Source organism: Streptomyces sp. WM6372 (genome assembly GCF_001279655.1).
Classification (GTDB): Bacteria; Actinomycetota; Actinomycetes; order Streptomycetales; family Streptomycetaceae; genus Streptomyces.
The window spans coordinates 1-21663 of the sequence record NZ_LGDB01000254.1; the positions used below are offsets into that span (position 1 = coordinate 1).

21 protein-coding genes are annotated in these 21663 nt (G+C 74.0%); 9 read left to right on the forward strand and 12 right to left on the reverse strand.

The annotated features are described in order from the left end of the window. Window positions 1-615: 615 nt before the first annotated feature. From ADK52_RS38660 to ADK52_RS38670, 3 genes are all read left to right on the forward strand, one after another. A complete protein-coding gene (locus tag ADK52_RS38660; RefSeq protein WP_053694540.1) occupies window positions 616-1863 on the forward strand; it encodes an MFS transporter in 1248 nt (415 codons plus the stop codon). 159 nt (window positions 1864-2022) lie between these two features. Continuing rightward, the gene (gene surE, locus ADK52_RS38665) at window positions 2023-2955 is read left to right on the forward strand and encodes a 5'/3'-nucleotidase SurE (RefSeq protein ID WP_053694541.1); all 933 of its coding nucleotides are present in this window, start codon (window positions 2023-2025) and stop codon (window positions 2953-2955) included. Further along, window positions 2952-4556, forward strand: coding sequence for a carboxylesterase/lipase family protein (locus ADK52_RS38670; RefSeq protein ID WP_053694542.1), 1605 nt, complete (start codon window positions 2952-2954; stop codon window positions 4554-4556). Before surE ends, ADK52_RS38670 begins: the two co-directional genes overlap by 4 nt. Window positions 4557-4669: 113 nt before the next feature. Here ADK52_RS38670 and ADK52_RS38675 read toward each other — a convergent pair whose 3' ends face one another. Beyond that, window positions 4670-5737: a DUF2330 domain-containing protein gene (locus ADK52_RS38675; RefSeq protein ID WP_053694543.1), complete on the reverse strand. Its 1068-nt coding sequence runs from the start codon at window positions 5735-5737 to the stop codon at window positions 4670-4672. A gap of 225 nt (window positions 5738-5962) precedes the next feature. Between ADK52_RS38675 and ADK52_RS38680 the strand changes: the two genes are divergently transcribed. Next, entirely contained in the window at window positions 5963-6445 is a 483-nt protein-coding gene (locus ADK52_RS38680) for a hypothetical protein (RefSeq protein ID WP_147420069.1), read from the forward strand. Here the strand turns inward: ADK52_RS38680 and ADK52_RS38685 are convergent. Genes ADK52_RS38685 through ADK52_RS38705 form a run of 5 tightly spaced genes read right to left on the reverse strand, consistent with a single transcriptional unit; the run spans window position 6403 to window position 11246 of the window. Next, window positions 6403-7113 (reverse strand): HAD family hydrolase, encoded by a 711-nt coding sequence (locus ADK52_RS38685; protein ID WP_267887326.1) that lies wholly within the window; start codon window positions 7111-7113, stop codon window positions 6403-6405. The genes ADK52_RS38680 and ADK52_RS38685 overlap by 43 nt on opposite strands. Continuing rightward, window positions 7110-8219, reverse strand: a complete 1110-nt coding sequence (locus ADK52_RS38690) for an ABC transporter ATP-binding protein (RefSeq protein ID WP_053694545.1) — start codon at window positions 8217-8219, stop codon at window positions 7110-7112. Before ADK52_RS38690 ends, ADK52_RS38685 begins: the two co-directional genes overlap by 4 nt. Window positions 8220-8224: 5 nt before the next feature. Continuing rightward, the gene (locus tag ADK52_RS38695) at window positions 8225-9184 is read right to left on the reverse strand and encodes an ABC transporter permease (RefSeq protein WP_078988946.1); all 960 of its coding nucleotides are present in this window, start codon (window positions 9182-9184) and stop codon (window positions 8225-8227) included. Then, entirely contained in the window at window positions 9172-10083 is a 912-nt protein-coding gene (locus ADK52_RS38700) for an ABC transporter permease (protein WP_053694546.1), read from the reverse strand. Before ADK52_RS38700 ends, ADK52_RS38695 begins: the two co-directional genes overlap by 13 nt. Next, on the reverse strand, window positions 10083-11246 hold the full coding sequence (locus ADK52_RS38705; protein WP_053694547.1) for an extracellular solute-binding protein: 1164 nt from the start codon (window positions 11244-11246) through the stop codon (window positions 10083-10085). Before ADK52_RS38705 ends, ADK52_RS38700 begins: the two co-directional genes overlap by 1 nt. Window positions 11247-11491: 245 nt before the next feature. On the opposite strand from ADK52_RS38705, the gene ADK52_RS38710 reads away from it, so the two are divergent. After that, window positions 11492-12238, forward strand: a complete 747-nt coding sequence (locus ADK52_RS38710; protein WP_053694548.1) for a GntR family transcriptional regulator — start codon at window positions 11492-11494, stop codon at window positions 12236-12238. A 4-nt stretch (window positions 12239-12242) separates the two neighbouring features. Here the strand turns inward: ADK52_RS38710 and ADK52_RS38715 are convergent, their stop codons facing one another. Then, window positions 12243-13088 (reverse strand): NAD-dependent epimerase/dehydratase family protein, encoded by an 846-nt coding sequence (locus tag ADK52_RS38715; RefSeq protein ID WP_053694549.1) that lies wholly within the window; start codon window positions 13086-13088, stop codon window positions 12243-12245. A gap of 71 nt (window positions 13089-13159) precedes the next feature. On the opposite strand from ADK52_RS38715, the gene ADK52_RS38720 reads away from it, so the two are divergent. From ADK52_RS38720 to ADK52_RS38730, 3 genes are all read left to right on the forward strand, one after another. Continuing rightward, window positions 13160-14044, forward strand: coding sequence for a LysR family transcriptional regulator (locus ADK52_RS38720; RefSeq protein WP_078988947.1), 885 nt, complete (start codon window positions 13160-13162; stop codon window positions 14042-14044). Further along, window positions 14041-15591, forward strand: a complete 1551-nt coding sequence (locus ADK52_RS38725) for a hypothetical protein (protein WP_053694550.1) — start codon at window positions 14041-14043, stop codon at window positions 15589-15591. The genes ADK52_RS38720 and ADK52_RS38725 overlap by 4 nt, the downstream gene beginning before the upstream one ends. 80 nt (window positions 15592-15671) lie before the next feature. Further along, entirely contained in the window at window positions 15672-17231 is a 1560-nt protein-coding gene (locus ADK52_RS38730; protein WP_078988948.1) for a condensation domain-containing protein, read from the forward strand. 19 nt (window positions 17232-17250) lie between these two features. Here ADK52_RS38730 and ADK52_RS38735 read toward each other — a convergent pair whose 3' ends face one another. Both ADK52_RS38735 and ADK52_RS38740 read right to left on the reverse strand, forming a co-directional pair. Then, complete coding sequence (locus ADK52_RS38735; protein ID WP_053694551.1) at window positions 17251-18474, reverse strand: RNA polymerase sigma factor; 1224 nt, start codon at window positions 18472-18474, stop codon at window positions 17251-17253. Between the two features lie 134 nt (window positions 18475-18608). Next, entirely contained in the window at window positions 18609-18968 is a 360-nt protein-coding gene (locus ADK52_RS38740) for a YciI family protein (RefSeq protein WP_030157954.1), read from the reverse strand. A gap of 174 nt (window positions 18969-19142) precedes the next feature. Here ADK52_RS38740 and ADK52_RS38745 point away from each other — a divergent pair, with 174 nt between their 5' ends. Then, complete coding sequence (locus ADK52_RS38745) at window positions 19143-19532, forward strand: hypothetical protein (RefSeq protein WP_053694552.1); 390 nt, start codon at window positions 19143-19145, stop codon at window positions 19530-19532. Between the two features lie 49 nt (window positions 19533-19581). On the opposite strand, the gene ADK52_RS38750 is transcribed toward ADK52_RS38745, so the two are convergent. The 3 genes from ADK52_RS38750 to ADK52_RS38760 all read right to left on the reverse strand — a co-directional run. After that, window positions 19582-19851, reverse strand: a complete 270-nt coding sequence (locus ADK52_RS38750; RefSeq protein WP_053694553.1) for a hypothetical protein — start codon at window positions 19849-19851, stop codon at window positions 19582-19584. Window positions 19852-19901: 50 nt separating this feature from the next. Continuing rightward, window positions 19902-21164, reverse strand: a complete 1263-nt coding sequence (locus ADK52_RS38755; RefSeq protein ID WP_234344437.1) for a Dyp-type peroxidase — start codon at window positions 21162-21164, stop codon at window positions 19902-19904. Further along, a partial coding sequence (locus tag ADK52_RS38760) for a molybdopterin-dependent oxidoreductase (protein WP_053694555.1) occupies window positions 21161-21663 on the reverse strand: 503 nt, incomplete at its 5' end. The genes ADK52_RS38760 and ADK52_RS38755, both read right to left, overlap by 4 nt.

Below are 21663 nucleotides of genomic sequence, written 5' to 3' on the forward strand. Positions count from 1 at the left end.
GGGTGGGGGTGGGGCCGCGGGCCGGGGACACTCGAGACGCCGGAGACGCCGGAGACGCCCGGGATACCGGGCTCACCGGGGCCGTACGCCCGGGACGCCCGGGATACCGGGCACGCCGGGGGCCGTGCAGCCGGGACGCCCGGGATACCGGGCACGCCGTGGGCCGTGGGCCGTGGGCCGGGGATACCGGGCAGGCCGGCCGCGGACTCTTCCGGTGATCGGCCGCGGACTCTTCCGGCGAGCGGCCGCGGGAGCCGTCGCCGCGCGGCACGGAGTATTGCGGATTCGTGACCGCCGCCACAAGCGCAAGAGGGATTCCAGACACAATCTCCCTGCTCAGTGGCTTGAGGAGGTAGTTACACGTCCTCGCAGCATCGCCCGTCCATCGATCACGATCCGCACACCGCCTGGCCTCAACCTCTAGCGGGGCCCCGGATTGGGTGCTACACAGTGTCCAAGCGCCGAAGGTGACACGTGTAACAACATCACGTGAATCGTCATCGCCTGTCGGGCCACCTCCGGGCGCCGCCACACCCGTCGAAGCCGCAGGTTGCGCCCCTCTCCCCCGCGCCGCACCTCCGCACCCCTTCTCGCTCCGTCCCCCGAGGAGTCGTCATGGCCCAGAACGAACTCATCGACCCGCCCGCCCAGGCGGATCCGGAACCTCCCCGCCAGCGCGCGCTCCTGCCCCTGCTGCTGGTCGCGAACTCCGCCCTCCTGGCGGTCTACATGGGCGTCGGATCGGTGCTGCTGCCCACCCAGATCGCGGATATCGACCCCGACAACAAGGTCGCCGTACTCGGTGTGATCGGCGGGATCAGCGCGGTCTTCGCGACCGCGTTCAACCCGATCGCCGGCGCCCTCTCCGACCGCAGCGGCCGTCGCAACCCCTGGATCCTCGGCGGCGCCTTCGCCGCGCTCGCCGCCCTGGCCTTCCTCGGCTACGCGACCACCGCGCTGCTCGTCGGCATCGGCTGGTGCCTCGTACAGGCGACCATGAACGTCTACCAGGCGGCGGTCACCGCGATCGTCCCCGACCGGGTGCCCGTCGCCCGGCGCGGCACCGCGTCCGCGCTGGTCGGGCTGGGCCTGCCGATCGGCGGCACGGCCGGCGTGCTGATCGCCTCCGCGACCGCGGAGCACCTGCGCACCGGGTACCTGGTCTTCGGTGCGGTCGTCGCCGCCTCCGCGCTGCTGCTCACCACCCTGTGCCGGGACGTACCGCGCACCGGGCCCGCCCCGGCCGCCGTCTCGAAGAAGGCCCAACTGGCCGCGTTCCTCTCCGCGTTGGCCAACCACGACTTCCGGTGGGCGTTCATCGGCCGGGCCCTGATGGTCCTCGGGTACTTCTCCGTCGTCGGCTACCAGCTGTACATCCTGGACGACCACATCAGCCTGCCCGCCGGGCTGACCCCGGCCGCCGCGATGGCGGTGCTGACCCCCGTGTCGATGATCGCGATGGCCGTCTCGACCGTGGTGGGCGGGATGCTGTCCGACCGGTGGGACCGCCGCAAGGTGTTCGTGGGCGTCTCGGCCGCCCTCGCCGGGCTCGTCATGGTGATCCCCGTGATCAGCCCCACCTGGACCGGCATGCTCGTCTTCAGCGCGCTCAACGGGCTCGCGTTCGGCTGCTTCATGGCCGTCGACACCGCGCTCGTCACGCTGGTCCTCCCCCGGGCCGAGGACGCCGCCCGCGACATGGGCGTCCTGAACATCGCGAACGCCGGGCCGCAGATCATCGCCCCGTTCGTCGCCTCGGCCGTCGTGACGGCCCTCGGCGGCTACACCCCGCTCTTCCTCGTCGGCGGAGCCCTCTCGCTGATCGGCGCACTCGCCATCCTCCCGATCCGCAGCGTGCGCTGATCACCGCCGGGCCGCCGCTTCCCGCACGCACCGGCGGCCCGGCCCCCGAACTCCGGCGGGCGCATGCCGAGGGTCGTGCGCCCGCCGGTCCCCACCCCACACCCTCACCGCACCTCAGCGCACTTTCGCCTCCTTCCCTCCCTTTTCAAGGAGTCCCCTGTGAGACGCAAGCGAGTCCTGCCGCCGGCCGTGCTCATCCTGTGCACGGCCGCCCTCGCGGGTACGGCCCCCGCGGTCGCCTCCCCGCTGACCGCGCCCGAGCCCGCGCGACCTGCGGCAACTCCCGCGGCCCCGCTGCGCATCCTGCTCACGAACGACGACGGGTACAACGCGCCCGGCATCCGCAAGGCGTTCGAGCGGCTGACCGCCGCCGGGTACGACGTCACCATCGTCGCCCCGCTCACCAACCAGAGCGGCACGGGCACGAAGATGATGAGCGCCCCCACCATCGCGGTGAAGCACCCCGAGCCGAAGGTGTGGGCCGTCGACGGCACCCCCGGTGACGCCGTGCTCTTCGGCCTCTCCGAGGTCTTCGAGGGCCACGCCCCCGACCTGGTGGTCTCCGGCACCAACTTCGGCCCGAACGTCGCCGGTCTGGCCACCCACTCCGGTACGGTCGGCGGCGCCGTCGCCGCCCTCGAGAGCGGCGTCCCGGCCATCGCGCTGAGCACCGGCGGCCTGGCGGTGCCCGACCCGACCGCCACGATCAACGCGATGGGCCCCACCATGGACTTCGCGGTCAAGCTGATCGACCGCCTGCGCACCCGGGCGAAGTCCGGACCGCTGCTGCCCAAGGGCGTCGGCCTGAACGTCAACCACCCGGTCGTCGGCGCGGACGGCACGGGCACCGCCGTCGGTGTGGCCGCGACCTTCCAGGACCCGCAGGCCCCGCTCCAGCCGGACTTCACCGACTCCGGGGACGGCACCTGGAAGGTGAACGTACAGTTCCGCCCGCAGCCGGCCGCCAAGGGCGGTGATGTGGAGGCGGTGAGCGCCGGCAAGATCGCCATCAGCCCGATGAACGCCGACTGGAACACCGGACCGGCCGAGTTCGCCACCACCGCGGCCCTGCTCGCGGGGATCCGCCCGTGAGTCGGCCGCTTGCGGACACGGCACGGTCGCTGCTCGCCGCCGCCTGCGCGGTGGCGGCCCTGCTCACCTCGGCGCTCCCCGCCGCGGCGGCGCCGAGGGCTTCGACCGGCGGATCTCCGCGCCCGCAGGCCACCGTCGCGCAGGGAGTGCTGCGCGGGCAAGACCATGACGGCGCCCAGGAGTTCCTCGGTGTCCCCTATGCCGCTCCCCCGGTGGGGGATGCCCGGCTGCGCCCGCCGCAGGCGCCGCGCCGCTGGACCGGGGTCCGCGAGGCGGTCCAACAGGCCCCGGCCTGCCTGCAGTTCTCGCCGTTCGGACTGCGCGATCCGCAGGCCGTCAGCGAGGACTGCCTGTACCTCGACGTGTACCGGCCCCGTACGGCCCGGGCCGGAGCCCGGCTGCCGGTGATCGTATGGGTGCACGGGGGTGCGTACAGCCAGGGCACGGGTACGCAGTTCGGCGGCCGCACCATGGCCGATCTCACCGGCAGTGTCGTCGTCAGCATCAACTACCGTCTGGGGCAGCTGGGTTACCTCGGGCTGCCCGAAATAGTCGGCCAGAACGCCCAGCACTCGGGCTCCTTCGGTCTGATGGACCAGATGGCGGCCCTGCGCTGGACCCGGGAGAACATCGCCGCGTTCGGCGGCAACCCCGGGAACGTCACGGTCTCCGGGCAGTCGGCGGGCAGCGGTTCCGTCTGCGCGCTGCTCGCGGCGCCGTCGGCGGCCGGGCTGTTCCACCGGGCCGTGCTGCAGAGCGGGCCGTGCACGCTGCTCGGTACGCCGGACGGCGCGCGCGCCGAGTCGCAGGCGCGGGCCTTCGCCGCGGCGGCCGGCTGTACGGATCCGGCCGCACCGGCCGCGTGCCTGCGCGGGGCTTCCGGGGCGGCGCTGGTCGAGGCGGCCCGTACGGTGCCCACCTCGGGTCCGGCCTCCGGTGACGGGCTGCTGCCGGTCGATCCGGCGACGGCCATCGGGAGCGGGAACTGGAACAAGGTGCCGGTGATGATCGGGAGCACCCGCTCCGAGGCGCGCCTGTTCGTGGCGCTGACGCAGCCGTACCTGACGCAGGAGCAGTACACGGCGCAGGTCCTGGCGGGGTACGGGGCCGCGGGGCCGGAGGTGCTCGCCCGGTACCCGGTGTCGGCGTACGGGTCGCCGTACCTGGCGCTGTCGGCGGTCACGACGGACTCGACGTTCGCGTGTCAGACGGCGTGGACGGCGCAGCTGTTCGCGGCCCAGGTACCCACGTACGTCTACGAGTTCGACGACCCGGACTCGCCGACGCTGTACGGGGCGCAGGTGCCGGGCCTGGACATGTCGAACGCGCACAGCGCGGAGCTGGCGTACCTGCACGACTTCACGATGGGCGAACGCCCGCTGACGGCGGATCAGGTGGGGCTCGCGACACGGATGAAGCGCTACTGGGGTGCGTTCGCGCGCTACGGAACCCCCGTGGTTCCGGGGCAGACGGCATGGCCGCCGGCCGGATCCGGGGCCACGGTCCTCACCCTCAATCCGGCGGCGACGCGGACGAGTACCTCGTTCGGGTCGGACCACCAGTGCGCGTTCTGGAAGACCCAGCCGCCCCGGCCGGTCTGACCGGCCGGGCGCGGCCGCGGCCCGGGATCCCGATGATCCCGGGCCGCGGCCGCGTCGTCTGCGCGGCGCGTGCTCAGGCGCGCCGCCGCGTACGGGCGGGCGAGCGGGCGGCGTCAGGCGCTCGCGGTACGGGTCCTGCGGCGGCGCAGCGTGAACGCGGCCGCCGCGAGGGCGACGAGGACGGCGGCGACGGTCAGCAGCCAGGCCGGTATCCCGCCGACGGTGAGCAGTTCTCCGTGGTAGATCACCTTGCGGTAGGGGGTGTCGGCGGCCGTGGCGCGCAGTTCGTGGTCTGCGCTGATGCGGCCCGGCTCCGGGAACTCCTGGTCGATCGCCGTGAGGAAGGCCGGCTTGCCGCCGGTCAGTGCGGCGAGGCCGCCCTCCGGGGTGACCTCGCCGGCGAAGGTGACCTTCGGCTCGGCGCCGCCGATCGCGGAGGCGGGCTCCATCCGGTGGTCGGCCAGGACGTACAGGCCGAGCGACTGCGGGGTCTTGGCCAGCCGGGAGAGCCGCATCGGGTAGACCAGCCGGTCGCTGTCGAAGCGGATCTTCAGCGGGTCGAGGGTGCCGGTGAGGGTCTTGCCCTGCTGGCGGGGGGCGAGGCGTACGGCGACGTACTCCCACTTCTGGTCGACGTACGGCTTCAGCTCGGCGGCGAGCCCGTCGGGCAGCTTGAAGCCGTTGGTCTCCAGCCAGTTGCGCAGCGCGTCGGGGTCGGTCGCGGTGAGGCGCGCGACGTCGAAGTCGCCGAGCTGCTCGCGGCCGACGACGCCGACCGAGGGGGCCGCGCCGGGCAGTGCGGCTCCCACGGAGTCGCCGGTGGTGGAGGAGAACGGCCAGTCCTGGTCGCGCGGCCAGAAGTAGCTGCGGGTCTTGAACTCGGGCCGGGTCAGCCAGGTCAGCTGGCGGAACATCTCCCCGTCGCCCAGCTCCACCGTCGCCCGCCCCGGCACCGGCATGATCCAGGCCGCCCGCGGGGCGTCCCCGCGGACGACGAACCGCATCACGATCTGTTCCGTACGGCCGTCGAAGCGCACGACGGAGGTCTCGCGTTCGACGCCGATCCGGGCGTAGCCCTCGGGGATCATCGCCCCGCAACCACATGCGTACGCCGGGCTGATCAGGGATCCCAGCTGGGTCGCGAGCAGGGCCAGCAGCAGGGCCGCAATTCTTCGTTTCATCCACACGGGGTCTCAGACGAAGGCCTCCTTGATCCGGTTCCGGCCAACGGACCCCGGCCGGAACCGGGCGGGGGTCCGAGCGTTTGTCCGGACCCCCGCTCCGGACCCCGCTCCGGCCCCCGCTCCCGGCCCCGCTCCCGGCCCCGCGCCGGGCCCTGGTCACAGGCCCGTTCCGACTGGCGGAACCCCCTGGTCAGGCCGGTTCCCGATGCCCATACTGCTCGCATGAGAGGGACGGACAGCACGCCGCGCACCAGCCCCCTGGTGCCCGACGCGGTGGGGGCCGAGATCGGCCGGCACGACTGGGAGGCGGTCACCTGCGGCTGCGGCCGCGGCGCGGGGCATCTCGTGGACACCCTGTGGGCGGCGGCCGAGGGACATCCGGCCGCCTACCGCGCCCTGGAGGGCCACGCGTTCCTGTCCGGCCGCCTGCACCCGCCCGCTCCCGCGGTGTGCGGGGTGGTGATGGCCGTCTGGTCGGCGGGCCCGCCTCGGCTGGCCACCCGCGAGGCGCTGCTGTGGACCCTGCTGTCCCTGCTCGGCACCGAGGACGACGGGTCCTCGCACGAGGCCGGGCTGTACGGGCAGTGCGCGGCATTCGTCCGCGCCGGCCTGCCCTCGCTGCGCCGGGCGGCGGCCGCCGTTCCGGGCTCCCCGACGGCCGCCTACGTGGACGGCGTCGTGGAGCTGCTCGGCCTGGGCTCCTGAGGCGGAACGCCCCCGGCGGCGCCGAGGCAGCTCCGCAGCGACCGCGGAGTGACGTCCTCCAGGGACCGCGCGAAGGTGCGTACGGGCGAGGCCGGCACCTCCAGCAGCGAAGGCACCACCAGGACCCGGCAGCCGGCGGCCTCCGCGGAGGCCGCGCCGTCCGGCGAGTCCTCCACCGCCACGCAGTCCCGTACGTCGGCGCCGAGCCGCTCGGCGGCGCTGCGGTACGGGTCGGGGTGCGGCTTGGTCCGGTCCGTGTCGTCGGCGGACAGCGTGAACGCGAACGGGACGTGGGCCAGTGATCCGCCGACGACCGAGTCGACGACCAGCCGCGGCGAGGCGCTGACGAGGGCGAAGGGCACGCCCTCCGCTTCGAGCGCGGTCAGCAGCCGCTGGGCGCCGGGCCGCATCGGCGCCCCGGCCTCCACCCGGCCGAAGAAGTCCGCGGTCAGCGCCCGCGCCACCTCGGACGGGTCTCCCCCTCCCGAGACCCGTACGAGGTGGGCGGCGGTGTCATCGACGGCGCGCCCGACGACCTCGGGGGCGTCCGCGCCGGTGAGTTGGTGGCCGAGGCCCCGCGCGACCTGCTCGGTGGTGCGCCACCACAGCACTTCGGTGTCGACCAGGGTGCCGTCCATGTCGAAGAGGACGGCGGCGAGGCCGGTCACGCGGTCCGGGCCACGACGAGGACCGGGCGCTCGGCCAGGCCGACGGCGGCCCGCGCGCCCGGCGCCAGCTCTCCCGCGTCCCGCGAGGGCAGGTCCGCCTTGACGGAGGTGCCGCCGGGCAGGTCGAGGTGGAGCCGGGTCACCGCGCCGAAGAAGGAGGCGGAGACCACGGTGGCCGAGCCCTCGGGGTCGGCGGTCGCGGTGACGTTCTCGGGCCGGACCAGCACCTCCACCTCCCGTGTCGCCGTCGGGACCGGGCCGTCGACGGGCAGCCGGGTGCCGGCCACCTCCACGAGGCCGGAGTCGGTGATCCGGCCGGGCAGCCGGTTCATGGTGCCGACGAACTCGGCGACGAACGGCGTCGCGGGGCGCTCGTACAGCTCGGCGGGGGCGGCGCACTGCTCCAGGCGGCCGGCGTTCAGGACGGCGACCCGGTCGGCCATCGACAGCGCCTCTTCCTGGTCGTGCGTGACGAACACGGTGGTGATGCCGAGGGAGAGCTGGAGCCGGCGGATCTCGTCGCGCAGGTTGGCCCGTACCTTGGCGTCGAGCGCGGAGAGCGGTTCGTCGAGCAGCAGGACGCGGGGGCGCAGTGCCAGGGCGCGGGCGAGGGCCACGCGCTGCTGCTGGCCGCCGGACATCTGGTGCGGGTAGCGGTCGCCGTGGTCGGGCAGGCCGACCAGGTCGAGGAGTTCGGCGGCGCGCTCGCGGCGCTGGGCCGCGCCGACCTTGCGTACGCGCAGTCCGAAGGCCACGTTGTCGCGGGCGCTGAGGTTCGGGAAGAGGCTGTACGACTGGAAGACCATCCCGGCGTCGCGCCGGTTGGCCGGTACGCGGGTGATGTCCTCGCCGTCGACCAGGACTTCACCGGAGTCGGGCTGCTCGAAGCCCGCGACCACGCGCAGCGCGGTGGTCTTTCCGCAGCCCGACGGGCCGAGCAGGGCGACGAGTTCGCCCGGCTCGATGGTCAGGTCGAGCCCGTCGAGGGCGACGGTCGAGCCGAACGCCCGCCGCAGGCCGCGGAATTCGACGCGGGCGCCCGGCGCGGAGTCGGCGCGGTCATCGGAGCCCTCGGGCTTCCTGGCCGCGGGAAGGGTGGTGGACATGGAGGTCAGGACTCCTTGCGGGAGGTGGGGGACGTACGGGGGGCGGAGGAGACCGTGGCGGGGTTGGTCCCGGCCCGCGAGAGGAGGAGCAGCAGCAGCCAGGTGATGAGGAGGCTGAGGATGGAGACGGCGACCGACATCCGGGCGTGGGCGCCGGAGATCGTGACGATCCACACGGCGAAGGGCCGGAAGCCCAGCAGGGAGGCGATGGTGAACTCGCCGAGGACCAGTGCCAGGGTGAGGAAGGCGGCTCCGGCGAGCGAGGCCCGCAGGTTGGGCAGGAGGACGCGCAGGACCACGTACGGCCAGCTCGCGCCGCAGCTGCGGGCGGCCTCGACCAGCGTCGGCACGTCGATGGCGCGCAGGCCCGCGTCGAGCGAGCGGTAGACGAACGGCAGCGCCAGCACGGTGTAGGCGAGGACCAGGACGACGGGGAACTGCTCGTTCTGCACGGCCAGGAAGGTCTGGTAGAGCGGTGTCCGCGACAGGTGGTCGGGGCCCCAGCGCAGCACGGTGGTGATCCCGGTGACCAGTGCGATCGGCGGGACCACCAGCGGCAGCATGCACATCACCTCCACGACCGGGCGCAGCCGCGGCGAGCCGAGGCGTACGGCGACCAGCGCGGGCACGGCGAGCAGCAGCGAGGTCGCGATGGTGGCGGCGGCCAGGCCGAGGGAGAGCAGCATGCTCTCGGTGAACCCGTCGGCGGCGAGGAGCTGGGTGTACGCCTCGAAGCTGATGCCCTGGCCGGGCACGTGCACGGTGAAGACGAAGGAGGCCAGGAGCGGGACGAGGAAGTACGCGCCCGCCAGCAGGAGTACGGCTCCGCGCCAGATCCGGGGACGGGGGCGGCGGCGCGGGGCACGGGTCTTCGCCGTGGATCCGGCCGGGGCCGCCCCGGCGTCCGGGGTGGTGTCCCCGGTGTCCGGGGCGGTCGGTGCGGGCGTCGGGGTCATCGCAGCCATCGGGCGCTCCGTCGCTGGAGGGGCAGGTAGACCGCCATGACGAGGCCGGCGATCAGGATCATGTCGAGGCCGAGGGCGAGCGCCACGTTCTCCTGTCCGGTCAGCACGTTGCCGGACAGCGCGTCGGCGATCTTGAGCGTGACCAGCGGTACGGAGCCGCCGACCAGGGCCGCGGCCGTGGCGTGCGCGGCGAAGGCGGTACCGAAGAGCAGTACGAACCCGCCGAGCAGGGAGGGCGCCAGGACCGGCAGTCCGACGTGGCGCCAGAACTGCCATCCGGTGGCCCCGTTGTTCTGGGCGGCTTCGCGCCACTGGGGGCGCAGTCCGTCCAGCGCGGGGGCGATCACGAGCACCATGAGAGGGATCAGGAAGTACAGGTAGACCACGGTCAGGCCGGTGAAGGAGTACAGGTTCCAGCCGAATCCGGTGAGGTCGGCGAGCTGGGTGACGACCCCGGAGATGCCGACGGTGGCGATGAACGCGAACGCGAGCGGCACGCCGCCGAAGTTGGCGAGGACGCCGGACGCGGTCAGCGCGGCGCTGCGCAGGGCCTGCGACCGGGAGGTGACCACGGCCTGCGCGATCAGGACCCCGAGCACGCCGCCCACGGCCGCGGTGAGGGCGGAGAGCTGGACGCTGCCGATGAGCGAGTCGAGGTACGGGCCCTGGAGCGAGCGCGAGAGGTGCTCGCCGGTCAGCCGGGTGGCGCCGGTCGACGGGTCGGTGCGGGTGACCGCGCCGAACGCGATGGCGCCGAGCGGGATGCCGAAGCAGAGCCCGGTGAAGGCGAGGAGCGGGAGGGCGGCCAGCCAGGTGCGCGGGCCGCGCCGCCGGCGGCGGCTGGTGGTGCTGCCGCCGGCGGTCCCCTCCGGGTGGGAGGTGGGGGTGGAGGGGGACATCAGGAGAGGGCCTTGTCCCACTTCTCGGCGAGGGTGGCCTTGGCCTTGTCCAGTTCCGCGGAGGCGGGGAAGGCCGGGGTGCCCTGGATCTGCGGGAGCTTGGCGGCGGCGTCCTTGTCGACGGTGCCGTCCTGGGTCATGACCGGGAGCAGGACCGCGCGGGCGTGGCCCTTGAGGTAGAGGTTCTGGCCGTCGGCGCTGTACAGGAACTCCATCCACAGGCGGGCGGCCGCCGGGTTCGGGGCCTCCTTGTTGACGGCCTGCGAGTAGTACTGGGCGTAGACGCCGTCGGTGGGGACGGCGACCTTCCAGTCGACGCCCTTGCCCTTGAACTGCTCGGCGTAGCCGGCGTTCAGGTAGTCCCAGTCGATGGAGATGGGCGTCTCGCCCTTCTCGACGGTGGCCGGGGTGGACTCGACCGGGATGAAGTTGCCGTTCTTGCGCAGCTGGCCGAAGAAGTCGATGCCGGGCTGGATGTCGGCGAAGGAGCCCTTGTTGGCGAGGGCGGCCGCGTAGACGCCGCCGAAGGCGGAGCCGGACTTCGTCGGGTTGCCGTTGAGGGCGACCTTGCCCTTGTACTCGGGCTTCAGCAGGTCCGCGAAGGTCGTCGGGCAGTTCGGGATCTTCGCCGCGTCGCAGCCGATGGAGACGTAGCCGCCGTAGTCGTTGTACCAGCGGGCGTCGGCGTCCTTCTGGCCGGCCGGGATCTTGTCCCAGGCGGTGACCTTGTACGGGGCGAACAGGTTCTCGGCGGCGCCGCTGCGCGCGAAGGCGATGCCGAGGTCCATGACGTCGGGGGCGCGCTTCTGACCCTTGCGGGACTTCACGGCGGCGATCTCGTCGGCGCTGGAGGCGTCCGGGTTCTCGCTGTTGACCTTGATCTTGTACTTGGCCTCGAAGGCCTTGATGATCTCGCCGTAGTTCGCCCAGTCCGGCGGCAGCGCGATGACGTTGAGCTGGCCTTCCTTCTGGGCGGCCGCGACGAGGGCGTCCATGCCGCCGAGGTCGGCGGCCGAGGCGGCGGCGCCCGGCTGGACCTTGGACTTGCCGTCGCCGGCGGTACCGGCGGCCTTGTCGGGAGCGGCGCCACACGCGCTGAGCGTGGTGAGGACGGCGGCGCTGAGCAGTACGGCTGCACTACGGCGGGCGGAGGAACTGAGCACGGTCTCTCCCGGAGACGGGTTCCTGACGGGGGTCGACTTGTCTGAACAAGTTGGCTCCAGTTCGCCCGGCCTCGCTATACGGAAGATGAACGGGGGCTGGACCGCGGGGCACGGCTCGACGAAGAGACGAGAATGACCGAAAGCAGCCGTGACAGGAGGCGTTTAATGATCTTCAACCCCTAGGTTGGCGGGTACATCGGGATACGGTCGACGGCGAGGCCGACAGTTTGGGGGCGGAGTACGCAATGGGCACGATCCGGTATCTGGAGATCGCCGACGCGCTGCGCACGGCGATCCTCTCCGGCGAGTACGCGGTGGGCGCCCAGCTGCCCTCGGAGAGCGATCTGGCCGCCCGCTGGTCCGCCTCGCGCGGAACCGTCCGCCAGGCGGTGGCCACGCTCGCCGCGGAGGGGCTGATCGGCTCCCGGCAGGGCGCCCGCAGGATCGTCCTGCGCCACGAGCGGCGGCACAGCTTCGGCGAGTTGAACAGCTTCGCCCAGTGGGCCGAGGGGCTCGGCCAGGAAGTCACCAGCCGCTTCCTCTCCCGGGTCCGCAGGCCGGCCACCGCCGAGGAGGCGGAGCGGCTCGCGCTCGCGCCGGACACGGTGGTCCTGGCCGTGGTCCGGCTGCGGCTGCTCGACGGGGAGCCCACCATGGTGGAGCGGACCGCGTACGCCGACTGGGTCGCGGCCGCCGTCGAGGCGCTGCCGGACGACGTCCGCTCGGTGATGGACAGCCTCGCGAACGACTCGGGAATCGTCGCCCACTACGGCGAGCACCTCATCGACGCCCTTCCGGCCGGGAGCGAGGACGCGCGGCTGCTGGAGATCCGGCGCGGGAGCCCGCTGCTGCGCCAGCGACATGTCTCGGCCACCGCCACGGGTCGCCCGATCGAGTGGACCGACGACCGCTACCGGCCCGGCAGCGTCACCTTCAGTGTGAGCAACTCGGCGGTAGCCACTCCCCTGGAGCGCCGCACGGGCGAGGGCTGACGGCTCAGGGCGCGAGCGCGTCGGCCGCTTCGCCGATCGCCCCGGGCAGCCAGTCGGCGACCCGGCCGAAGGAGTAACCCAGGCCCGTGGCCCGGCTGTTGTCGAGGGCGTAGGCGCGGTCGAAGGAGAACGGCGAGGCGGGGGCGCCCGGTTCGACGGTCCGCAGGCGCGCGGGGCGGCCGATCCGCTCGGCGACCAGCGCGCACAGCCCGAGGACGTCCAGCGCCCCGTGGGAGGCGGCGTCGACGGCGCCGGTGAAGCTCTGCCCGGCCGTCCACTGGAGGAACCGCGCGATCTCGTGGTGGTGGACGAACGAGGTGGCGTACGGGGCCGCGTGGACGTCCACCGGGGTTCCGGCGGCGATCCGCCCGACGTAGTGCGCGAGGCGCCCGGTGAACTCCTGCGGTCCGCCGCCGAGCACGTGCGCGGTCCTCACGGCGGTGAAGCCGAACGGGCTGCCGCCTTCGCCCGCACCCCCGAGCACGGCCTCGGCCCGGCGCTTCCCCTCGGCGTAGGCGCGGGCCTCGGGGGTGGGCGGCGCCGGATCGTAGACCTCCATCGTCGAGGTCATCACGTACCGCTCGGTCCGGCCGGCGAAGACCCGGCGGGCGACGGCGGCCTGGTGCGGCGTGTAGCAGACCTGGTCGACGACGGTGTCGAAGGTGCGCCCGGCCAGGGCGGCGAGCAGCCGCCGTTCGTCGTCGCGGTCGGCGACGAGACGGCCGACTCCGGGCGGCGGGTCGGCGGAGCCGCGGTTGAGGACGGTGACCTCGTCGCCCGCGTCGCGCAGGAGGCTGACCAGGTGCTTTCCGAAGTACCGGCTTCCGCCGATCACGAGAATCTTCTGCATGGGTTCGACTGTGCCGCTGTATCGTCACCAGCGGAACCGATCACCTGCTGAACGGGTATGAAGGAAAACTGATGATCGATGTGCAGCGGCTGCGGATCCTGCGGGCCGTCTCCGAGCACGGCAGCTTCAACAAGGCGGCCCGGGCGCTGCTGCTGACCCCGTCGGCCGTTTCGCAGCACATCGCCTCCCTGGAGCGGAGCCTGGGCCACCCGGTGGCGGTGCGCAGCACCCGCGGGGTCACCCTGACCGAGCCGGGGCGGCTGCTGGTGGAGGCGGCGGAGACGATCTCCGCCGAGCTAGACCAGGTCCGCCACGAGATCGACCGGCTGACGGCGGACCGGCCCCGGCTGACGGTGGCCACGTTCACCAGCGGCGGCCGGCGGCTGCTGCCCGCCGCCCTGGCCGGGTTCGTGGCGGCGCATCCGGATGTGGAGCTGACCGTACGGGAGGCCGAACCCGAGGCCGCGGTGCCCATGGTGCGCGGGGGCGGGGCCGACCTCGCCCTTGCCTACCACTTCGACGGTCCGCTGCCCCTGCGGGGTGGGCTGGACTGGACACCCCTGATGGACGATCCGCTGTGGCTGGCCCTGCCGCCCGAGCACCGGCTCGCCGGCCGGGACTCGCTCGCCCTGGCCGAACTCGCCGCCGACCGCTGGGTGCTGGGCTGTCTGAAGACGGAGGCCTATCTGCGCCGGTACGCGGGACTCGCGGGCTTCGACCTGCGGGTGGCGGCCTCCACCACCGACTACTTCTTCGCGCAGACCCTGGTCGCCGCGGGCGTCGGCGTCGCGCTGATCCCGCACGTGTCGCTGGCCCCGGAGGCCTCGGTCGTCCACGTCCGGGTCGAACCGCCGCGCCCCGCCCGGCACATCGGTGTGGTCACCCCCCACCGCCGCCGTCCCCACCCGCACGCCGAAGCCCTGACCGCGGCCCTGGCCGAGGCGGCGAACCGATGACCCCCCACCTCCTCCCCGGCCTCGCGGCCAACCCGGCGCTGCCCGCGGAGCTGCTCGACCGGCTGATCGAGCGTGCGGGCTCGGACCCGGGACTCGCCGAAGCGCTGAGCGAGCGCGCCGACCTCGGGCCCGCCCAGGTGGCCGCCCTGGCCGCGCTCGACGAACACGCCGCGGTCCGCCTCGCCCACGCGGGCCTGCTGACCGCCGCCGATGCGCACCCGGCCGACCGGCCCTCGGTGGCCCTGGCCCTGCTGGACGAGGGCGCCGGCACGCCCGCGTACGCCCGGCTGCTGGCGGCCCATCCGGACCGCAGGATCCGCGAGGCCCTGACCTCCCGGCCCGGTCTGCCGCTCGACGTGCTCGACACCCTGGCCGACGATCCGGAGGTCGGGGTGGTCGCGGAGCTGGCCCTGTGGACGACCGAGCCGTCGCTGGCCGCCCGGCTCGCCGCGCATCCGCACGCCGAGGTGCGCAGAGGGGCCGCGGCCAACGAGGCGACCCCGCCCGCCGCGCTGGCCGCGCTGATCACCGGCGAGGGATCCGCCCCGGCGCGCTCGTGCCTGGTCTGCGACCGCGAGGAGATCCCGTTCGCGCACGATCCCTACTGTCCCCGGACGGACTGCGAGCTGCGCGGCGGAGCCGCCTGCGCGGGCGGTCACGAGTCGACCGTGCACGAAACCTTGCAGCAGGCCGCGCGGAACCCGGCCACACCGGTGGCGGCCGCGGCCTCCCTCGCCGGCCATCCGTCCCCGCTGATCCGCTGGGCGCTGGCCGAACGGGCCGACCTCCCGCAGGAGTTGTACGCACGGCTCGCCGCGGACCCGATACCGGGGGTGCGCTCGGAGGTGGCCGGCAATCCGGCGATCGGCGAACCCCTGATCCGCACCCTCGCGGCCGGCCGCGCGGACGGCGTCGCGGGCGACCTGGCCCGTAACCCGCGGGTGCCGCTCGACGTGCTCGCGCACCTGGCCGGGACGATCCGGATCGGGCCGGTCCTGCTCCCCCGGATCGCCACCGCATCGCCCGCCGAACTCGCCGCGGCGGCCGCGTCGGCGGATGCGCGCGTACGCCGGCTCGTGGCCGAACGCCACGACCTGGCACCGGAGTTGCGCGACGCCCTCGCCGCCGACCCGGATGCGTCGGTGGTCAGGGCCATCGCCCCGCATCCGGGTCTGTCCGAGGAGCTGCTGCGCGCCGTGGTCGAACGGCACGGCGTACACGTCCTCGCGCGGGTGGCGGCCAACCCGGACGCCCCGCCCGGCCTGCTGGAGGACCTGGCCCGGCACGATCCTCCGGTGCGGCGGGCCTACCGCGCCATCGCCGGGCACCCGCGTGCGACGGCCGCGGCGCTGCTGCCCTGCCTCGCCGACGAGCGGGCCCGTCCGCTCGCCGCCCGGCACCCCGCGCTGGCCCCGGCGGTCCTTCTCGGCCTGCTCGCGGACGCCGATCCCGAGGTGGCGGGGGCTGCGGCCGCCAATCCCGCGCTGCCGGTCGGCGTGATGGCGGGGCTGCTCGCGGCCGGTCCGCGGGTCGGGGGCGAGCGGTGAGCGAACTGGTGGGCGTCACTTCCGTGGGGCGGGTGTCGTTAGGGGCTCGGGGTTGACTCTGGGGGCGAAGGGATGACGGAATGCGGCAGTTTCCTCTGGAGATGCACCAGATGGCACCGGGACGGGTCGTCGAGTGGCGGTTGCGGTCCACGGCCGGGGCGCCGGCGGACACCGGCGGCACGGGCGGCACGGGCGGTGCGCCGGACGACACGGCGGGCAGGAGGGCTTCGTTCAACCAGGACAAGCACTTCACCGTCGCCGAGGAGAGCCGCGGCGCCGACGACCCCGTAGCGTCCTGGGTCGCGGTCACCTTCGAGGTCGCGGGCGCGCTCGACGAGCGGGCCCTGACCCGGGCCCTGCTGGCCTTCGTACGCCGGCACGAGGTGCTGCGGTGCGAATTCCGGCGCCTCGCGGGTGAGTTGGCGTGCGAGCCGATCCCGGCCGGCGAACTCGCCCTCGACACCGCGCCCGTGGCCGCCTTCGACTCCGCCGAGGCCCTGCGCGGGTTCCTCGCCGAGCGGTTCACGCGCAGCATCGACACCCTCTCCTGGCCGCTGTTCACCATGGGCGCCGTCCTGCGCGAGGACTCCGCGACCGTCTACCTGGCCTTCGACCACATCGTCTGCGACGGCCTGTCGATGCCGATCGTCGTCCACGAGGTGCAGAACGCGTACGAGGCGCTGTGCCGCGGCGAGGAAATCGATCTGCCGCCCGCGCCGAGCTACCTCGACTTCGCCGAGGAGCAGCGCCGCCGCTACCTCTCCATCGACGCCGACGACGAGCGCCTCGGCTACTGGAAGTCGTTCATGGCGCGCGGCGGCGGCGAGTTCTTCCCCCGGTTCCCGCTCGAACTCGGCGTGGAACCGGACCGGATGTACCCGATCGTCAACGAGGCCTCGACGCTGCTGGACGCCGCCGAGGCCGAGGTGTTCGAGAAGGCCTGCCGGGCCGTGGACGGCAAGCCGTTCATGGGGGTCCTCGCCGCCGTCGCGGTCTGTCTGCGCGAGGCCGGCGGGCCGGGCGTGTACCGGGGCTTCATGCCGCTCAGCGAGCGCGGCCGGGGCGCCTGGGCGAACTCGGTGGGCTGGTTCGTCAACACCCTGCCCATCGAGTTCGACGCCTCGCCCGGCCGGGACTTCGCCCAGGTCATCGCGGGGGTCCGGGCCGGGTTCGGCGCGATGATGGAGCACATCGACGTGCCGTTCGTACGGGCCTGGCAGCTGCTGGCACCCGCCGAGTTCGCCGCCCGCTCGTGGCCGTACCCGGTGAACTTCTTCTCGTACATCGACGCCCGCAAGTGTCCCGGCGCCGAGCGGCACGAGGACTGGCGGCCGACCTCGCACGTGTGGTCGGCGCGGGCCAACGGCGCCTGCTCCTGGTTCCAGCGGGACACGGACGGCCTGCACATGAACTCGCTCTACGTGGACACCGCCGCCGCGCGCCGCACCATGGAGGACTTCCAGGAGGCGCTGCGCGCGACGGTCCGGGAGATCGCCCGGCACGGCTCGTTCCGCCGCCCGATCGCGCTGACCGCGCCGCGCCGCCCCGTCGGCGCCCCGCTCGGCGCGGGTGCCCCGCTCGGCGCGGCCGCGCTCCCGAACGGCACGGCCCCGTACACCCCGTACACCCACCGCTCCTGACGCCGCCGGCCGCCCGTGTTCATGCGCGGGCGGCACGCCCCAGCAGCAGCTCCCGTTCCCGTGCGTTGTGGGTGAGCGAGGCGGCGCGTTCGAACTCCGCCCGTGCCTCTTCCCCGCGGCCCAGCCGCTCCAGCAGGTCGCCCCGTACGCTCGGCAGCAGGTGGTAGGAGCGCAGGGCCGGCTCCCCGGCCAGGGCGTCGACCAGCGGAAGCGCGGCTTCCGGGCCCTCGGCCATCGAGACGGCGACCGCCCGGTTGAGTTCGACGACCGGTGACGGGACCAGCTCGACGAGCCGCCCGTAGAGGGTGGCGATCGTCGCCCAGTCCGTGTCCTCGTACCGCACGGCCTCCGCGTGGCAGCCGGCGATCGCGGCCTGCACGGAGTACGGACCGCTCCCCGCGTGCCGCATGGCCAGGGCGCCCCGGCGGATCAGCAGCCGGTTCCACTTGGACCGGTTCTGGTCGGCGAGCAGCACCGGCTCGCCGTCGGGGCCCGTACGGGCGGCGATCCGGGAGGCCTGGAACTCCAGCAGCGCCGCCAGCCCGTGCACTTCGGGCTCCTTGGGCATCAGACCGGCCAGTACCCGGGCCAGCCGGAGGGCGTCCTCGCACAGGGCGGGGCGGACGAGGTCGTCGCCGGCGGTCGCCGAGTAGCCCTCGTTGAAGATCAGGTAGATGACCTCCAGGACCGAGGCGAGCCGCTCCTCGCGGTCGGCTCCGTACGGGACCTCGAAGGGCACCCCCGCCTTGGCCAGGGCCCGCTTCGCCCGGACGATGCGCTGGGCGACGGTGGGCTCCGAGGTGAGGAAGGCGCGGGCGATCTCCTGGGTGGTCAGCCCGCCCATCAGCCGCAGGGTGAGCGCGATCCGGGCCTCGGTGGCCAGGACGGGATGGCAGGCGGTGAAGATCAGCCGCAGCAGGTCGTCGTCGATGTCGTCCGGGGCCGCCGGCTCGGCGGGCGGCGGTACGACGTCCTCCAGGGTCCGGCCGACCTCGGCGAGCTTGCGGGCGTAGGTCTCCTTGCGGCGCACGAGGTCGATCGCGCGGTGTTTGGCGGTGGCCATGAGCCAGGCGCCCGGCTTGTCCGGGACACCCGACTCCGGCCACTGCTCCAGGGCGGCGACCAGCGCGTCCTGGGCGATCTCCTCGGCGATGCCCACGTCGCGCACGATGCGCGCGACACCGGCGATGATCCGCGCCGACTCGATCCGGAACACCGTTTCGACCGCCTGGGTCGCGCTCACTGCCGTCACGGCCACCCATCAGAGCAGCCGTGACGAGGCAGGGCAAACGCGGCGCGGCGCGAAGAACAGGGCGCGGCCGCAGTGGCGCCGCAGTGGCGCCGCCGTGGTGCGGCCGTGGTGAGGTCGTGGCGCGGTCAGCTCCCGTCGATCTGGCGCAGCTCGGCACCGACCGTCCACTCCTCGGGGTGGATCTCCAGGAACCGCTTGGTCCACTCCAGCGCCTCGGCCTTGTCCTTGGCCTGGAGGATGGCGTAGCCGCCGACGACCTCCTTGGTCTCGGTGAAGGGCCCGTCGGTGTAGCTCAGCTTGCCGCCGGACCAGGTCACCCGGGTCCCCTCGGCGGTGGGGAGCAGCCCGGCGGTGTCGAGCATGACCCCGGCCTTGGTGATCTCCTCCATCAGCGCGCCCATGCGCTCCCCGAACTCCGGCGGGAACTCGGTGTTGGCGGGAAGGGCCTGCTCGTCGATGCGGATCAGGGAAAGGAAGCGCGGCATGGTGACTCCTCGGTCGGACGGACGGGGGCTTTCCCCGCCTCTCACTGCTTCGTCGAACGGGAGACGCCCGGATCGACAGCTCCCCGGAGATTTCTTCAAAAAGAATCTTCCAGGCCGAAAAGCCCTACCCGCGAGTAGGATCGCGGGCTCCGGCCCCTCCGAGAGGACCTTCCGATGCCGCGCACTCCTTCTTCCCCCCTCCTCCTCGCCGGTCTGCTGGCGACCGCGGGCGTCGCGCACGCGCTCGCGCCGAGGCAGTTCGACGCGACCGTCCCCAGCGCCCTGCCCGGCACCGCCCGCCAGTGGACGTACGCGAGCGGCGCGGCCGAGCTGGCGCTGGCCGCCGGTGTCGCCCATCCGCGGACCCGCCGGGTGGCGGCGCTGGCCGCGGCGGCGTTCTTCGTCGGGGTGTTCCCCGCGAACGTGAAGATGGCCGTCGACGCGGGCCACCGTTCCCCCGCCCTGCGGGCCGCGACGCTCGCCCGGCTGCCGCTCCAGATCCCGCTGGTCCTGTGGGCCCGGAAGGTGAGCCGGGGCGCCGGAGCCGCCGGAGTCACCGGCTGACGTTCCGCGACCACCCTGATCGGCGCCGCCCGGATCGGCGCCGCCCGGATCAGCGGCTGTCGCCCGACCAGTCCCAGTGGTCCGGATCGCCCGCGCGGCGGCGGTAGTGGGCGCGGCCGCCGGCTCCGTAGCGCCCTATCTCGGTGGGGAGCCGGGCCTCTTCGGCGAGCCGGCGCGGGCTCCAGTCCGTGATGTCCAGGAGGAGCCCGTCCAGCGGGCCGCCCACGAGTTCGCCGTAGACGTGGCCGGGGCGCGGGCCGGGGTCGGGGTCGTCGTGGTCGGCGCCGTAGACCCGGCGCCTGAGCATCCTGTCGTCCATGCGCCCAGCTTCACAGCCACCACTGACAACGGGCCCCGGGGCGCCGGTCCTCAGCCTTCGAGGAGCCGCTGCCCGACGTACTCCCCCGGCGCGGCCCCGCCCGGTACGGCGAACAGCGCCGACGCCTCGTGCTCGGTGTACCGCGCGAGGGCGTCGCCCCGGGCCAGCCGCCGCTGGACGGGGACGAAGCCCGTACGCGGATCCGCCTGCCAGGCGACGAAGAGCAGCCCCGCGTCCGGCGTGCCGTCGGGGCGCAGGCCGTCGTAGTACGACCATCCGCGCCTGAGCATCGTCGCGCCCGCGTTGCTGCGCGGCGCGGCCAGCCGGATGTGGGCGTTGGTCGCGATGACGGGGATCCCGTCCGGCCGCGCGGCGTCCAGGTCGACCGGGGTGCGCTCGGTGCCGCCGGTCAGCGGGGCCCCGTCGGCCACGCGCCGCCCCACGGCCTCCTCGCGGTGGTGGACGGGCAGCCCCTCCCAGGTGTCGAGGAGCATCCGGATCCGGCGGACGACCACGTACGAGCCCCCGGCCAGCCAGGCGGGCGCGTCCGGGCCGGAGACCAGGACCAGGGCCCGCTGGGCGGGGTCCTCGGCCGGGGCCGGGTTGGCGGTGCCGTCGAGCTGGCCCATCAGGTTCCGGTGGGTACCGGACCCGGCTGCGGACGCCGCGGCTCCGGGCGGTCGGGTGAAGCCGGACATGACCCAGCGGGTCCGGGCCGCGCCCCGGGCCAGCCGCTGGAGGGTGCGCAGGGCGTGCACGGCGACGAACGGGTCGTCGGCGCCGATCTGCACGAACAGGTCGCCGCCGGAGCGGGCCGGATCGAGCCGGTCGTCGTTGAAGGCGGGCAGTGGGGCGAGGGCCTGCGGCCGGGCCGCGGCGAGTCCGAGCCGGTCGAAGAGGCCCGCCCCGAATCCGAAGGTGGCGGTGAGCGAGGCGGGCCCGGCGCCGAGGGCGACGCCGGTGTCGCCCTCGGCACCGGCCGGCGGCTCGCCGCCGCTCATCCGGGCCGCCGCACCGGTCCAGGCGCGCAGCAGGGCGGCCGCCCGGGCCCGGTCCGTGTCGGGTCCGAGGTCGAGGGCGGCGAGGTGCGCGTACGGCTGACGCCTGGTCAGGATCCCGGCCTGGTGCGGGCCGTGGAAGGGGATGACGGCGTCCGGCCGCCGCTCCCCGGCCCGGCCGCCGGCCCCGGACGTCGTCAGCACGGCGCCGCCCGCGGCCAGGGCGGCGAGCCCCCCGGCCCCCAGCAGGGCCCGGCGGGCGACCCCGGGACGGCTGCCACCGGTCTCGCCCGGCCCGTCGGCCCCCACCGTCACTTCGCCCCGTCGACCACCGGGTCGACGACCCCGACCCACAGCTGGTTCAGCTCGGACACGTACCGGCCGCCCTTGGTGTCCTGCGGTACGACCAGCCGCGGTCCGGCCGCGTCGTCGAACGGCACGCCGTCCTCGGAGACCGCGAGCAGGACCTGGCTCTTGGCGAACCCGGGGTCGAGTTCGGCCCAGGCGAACACGGCGCGGTAGTCACCGCCCCCGGTCGCGGCGACCACCCCGCGCAGCTGGCCGTTCTTCTTGCTCTGGTCGAAGCGCGGCTCCGCCGTCTTCAGCACCTCGTACAGGGGCACGCCCGCGTACGTGTGCTCCTGATCCCCCTTGGCGCTGGTGAACGTGACCGGCGCCGAGCTCTGGGGCAGCTTGCGCAGGTCGGCGAGGGTGAGGGTGTAGGGCTTGCCGACCGCGCCACCGACCCGTACCTCGCCGGGCTTCAGCGGCGCGGCGGAGGCTGCCGCGGAGGCGGAGGCGGGGGCGGAGGCGG

What these genes read in the sequence shown, in the direction of transcription:
- ADK52_RS38660 (WP_053694540.1), top strand. Translation starts at nt 616, where the DNA reads ATGGCCCAGAACGAACTCATCGACCCGCCCGCCCAGGCGGATCCGGAA.
- ADK52_RS38675 (WP_053694543.1), bottom strand. Translation starts at nt 5,737, where the DNA reads ATGAAACGAAGAATTGCGGCCCTGCTGCTGGCCCTGCTCGCGACCCAG.
- ADK52_RS38680 (WP_147420069.1), top strand. Translation starts at nt 5,963, where the DNA reads ATGAGAGGGACGGACAGCACGCCGCGCACCAGCCCCCTGGTGCCCGAC.
- ADK52_RS38690 (WP_053694545.1), bottom strand. Translation starts at nt 8,219, where the DNA reads ATGTCCACCACCCTTCCCGCGGCCAGGAAGCCCGAGGGCTCCGATGAC.
- ADK52_RS38695 (WP_078988946.1), bottom strand. Translation starts at nt 9,184, where the DNA reads ATGGCTGCGATGACCCCGACGCCCGCACCGACCGCCCCGGACACCGGG.
- ADK52_RS38700 (WP_053694546.1), bottom strand. Translation starts at nt 10,083, where the DNA reads ATGTCCCCCTCCACCCCCACCTCCCACCCGGAGGGGACCGCCGGCGGC.
- ADK52_RS38710 (WP_053694548.1), top strand. Translation starts at nt 11,492, where the DNA reads ATGGGCACGATCCGGTATCTGGAGATCGCCGACGCGCTGCGCACGGCG.
- ADK52_RS38715 (WP_053694549.1), bottom strand. Translation starts at nt 13,088, where the DNA reads ATGCAGAAGATTCTCGTGATCGGCGGAAGCCGGTACTTCGGAAAGCAC.
- ADK52_RS38720 (WP_078988947.1), top strand. Translation starts at nt 13,160, where the DNA reads ATGATCGATGTGCAGCGGCTGCGGATCCTGCGGGCCGTCTCCGAGCAC.
- ADK52_RS38725 (WP_053694550.1), top strand. Translation starts at nt 14,041, where the DNA reads ATGACCCCCCACCTCCTCCCCGGCCTCGCGGCCAACCCGGCGCTGCCC.
- ADK52_RS38730 (WP_078988948.1), top strand. Translation starts at nt 15,672, where the DNA reads ATGCGGCAGTTTCCTCTGGAGATGCACCAGATGGCACCGGGACGGGTC.
- ADK52_RS38740 (WP_030157954.1), bottom strand. Translation starts at nt 18,968, where the DNA reads ATGCCGCGCTTCCTTTCCCTGATCCGCATCGACGAGCAGGCCCTTCCC.
- ADK52_RS38745 (WP_053694552.1), top strand. Translation starts at nt 19,143, where the DNA reads ATGCCGCGCACTCCTTCTTCCCCCCTCCTCCTCGCCGGTCTGCTGGCG.
- ADK52_RS38750 (WP_053694553.1), bottom strand. Translation starts at nt 19,851, where the DNA reads ATGGACGACAGGATGCTCAGGCGCCGGGTCTACGGCGCCGACCACGAC.